General features: G+C 60.8%; 1 protein-coding gene. It reads right to left on the reverse strand.

What is annotated here, in order from left to right; all coding sequences use genetic code 11:
- Window positions 1-190: 190 nt before the first annotated feature.
- Window positions 191-388: a helix-turn-helix transcriptional regulator gene (locus tag VQ044_RS25250; protein WP_331827899.1), complete on the reverse strand. Its 198-nt coding sequence runs from the start codon at window positions 386-388 to the stop codon at window positions 191-193.
- Window positions 389-1,170: the final 782 nt, after the last annotated feature.

Genomic DNA, 1,170 nt, shown 5'->3' on the forward strand with positions numbered 1-1,170 from the left:
ATCTGGGGCATTACCATGTCGATACGTTACCTGCGCCCTCAAGGGTAAATTCCCGGGTGGTCGATGTCTCATCGTCATTGGCACGGAGGGTTAGCCTGGGTCTCAGTCGTGAAGTCCGGACATCGAGGTCGGCTATACGGCGTCGGCATCGTTTGGAAATGAGTGACAGAGTTGCGTGCAACCAGTAGCGTCAGCCGCTTGACGAGACCCGGCTTCGTTCATTGATCCATGCGTCGAGGTCCGCGAGCCGATAGACCACGATCTTCCCGCCGAGCTTTGCAAAGGGAGGACCGTCGCCGCGCATCCGCATTTTGGCGAGGGTCGACTTCGACAGGTTCAGGACGGCCGCAGCCTCTCCAGGACGCACAACTTCAAGGGCATTCGACATCATCGGTCTCCGGCAACAATCGCGTTCGACCGGAACCTAGAGCTGCCTCCTGGCCGCCATCAAGGCTGTTTTTTTACCTCGGTATAGCTGTGGGCCCAGGCCGTCAGGAGGAACCCGACGCTATCCAGCGGCAAGGACAAGCGCTGGCCACGACAGCACAACGGATTGCGGCCGCCGAAAACCTCCGAGGATGATCAACGGTCGTGAAGAGGTAGCAGGCGTAGAACAGCATTTGTCCGTCTGCCTTAACCGGTGATTGACCGGAGCCTGCTACGACTTCCTTTCATGGCTGATCCGTGGCGTGACAATCTGGCCGATCTCCGCAGGCGACGCCATGGGCCGCAGGTGTCCAGCGGGACCAAGAATATCGTCCCGATCCCGTCTGCTCGGCAGCGTCGACACGAGAGGCCGTTCCTTTCTCGGGTTCCCTTCTGGCCCCTGCTGGGCGTCACTTGTGCGTTGGTCTTCTTGACGCCGTTGGCGCTGGATCGATGGGGCGGCATCCAACTGCCCACTTCAGTCGACCGTCGATCCATCTTCACAGACGCGGCCGCGGTGCAGCGTTTATTCCGGTCCGATCGGCCTCTGCTCTGGCGGCAACCGCGCCTCGCGCGGGGTCACCTGCATCGTTGACGGTGACACCGGCTGGCAGGACGGCGAGAAGTGGCGCATGGCGGGTATCGATACGCCGGACCCTCCGTGCCAATGACGATGAGACATCGACCACCCGGGAATTTACCCTTGAGGGCGCAGGTAACGTATCGACATGGTAATGCCCCAGA

Source organism: Aurantimonas sp. C2-5-R2, assembly GCF_036549495.1.
GTDB lineage: Bacteria > Pseudomonadota > Alphaproteobacteria > Rhizobiales > Rhizobiaceae > Aurantimonas > Aurantimonas coralicida_A.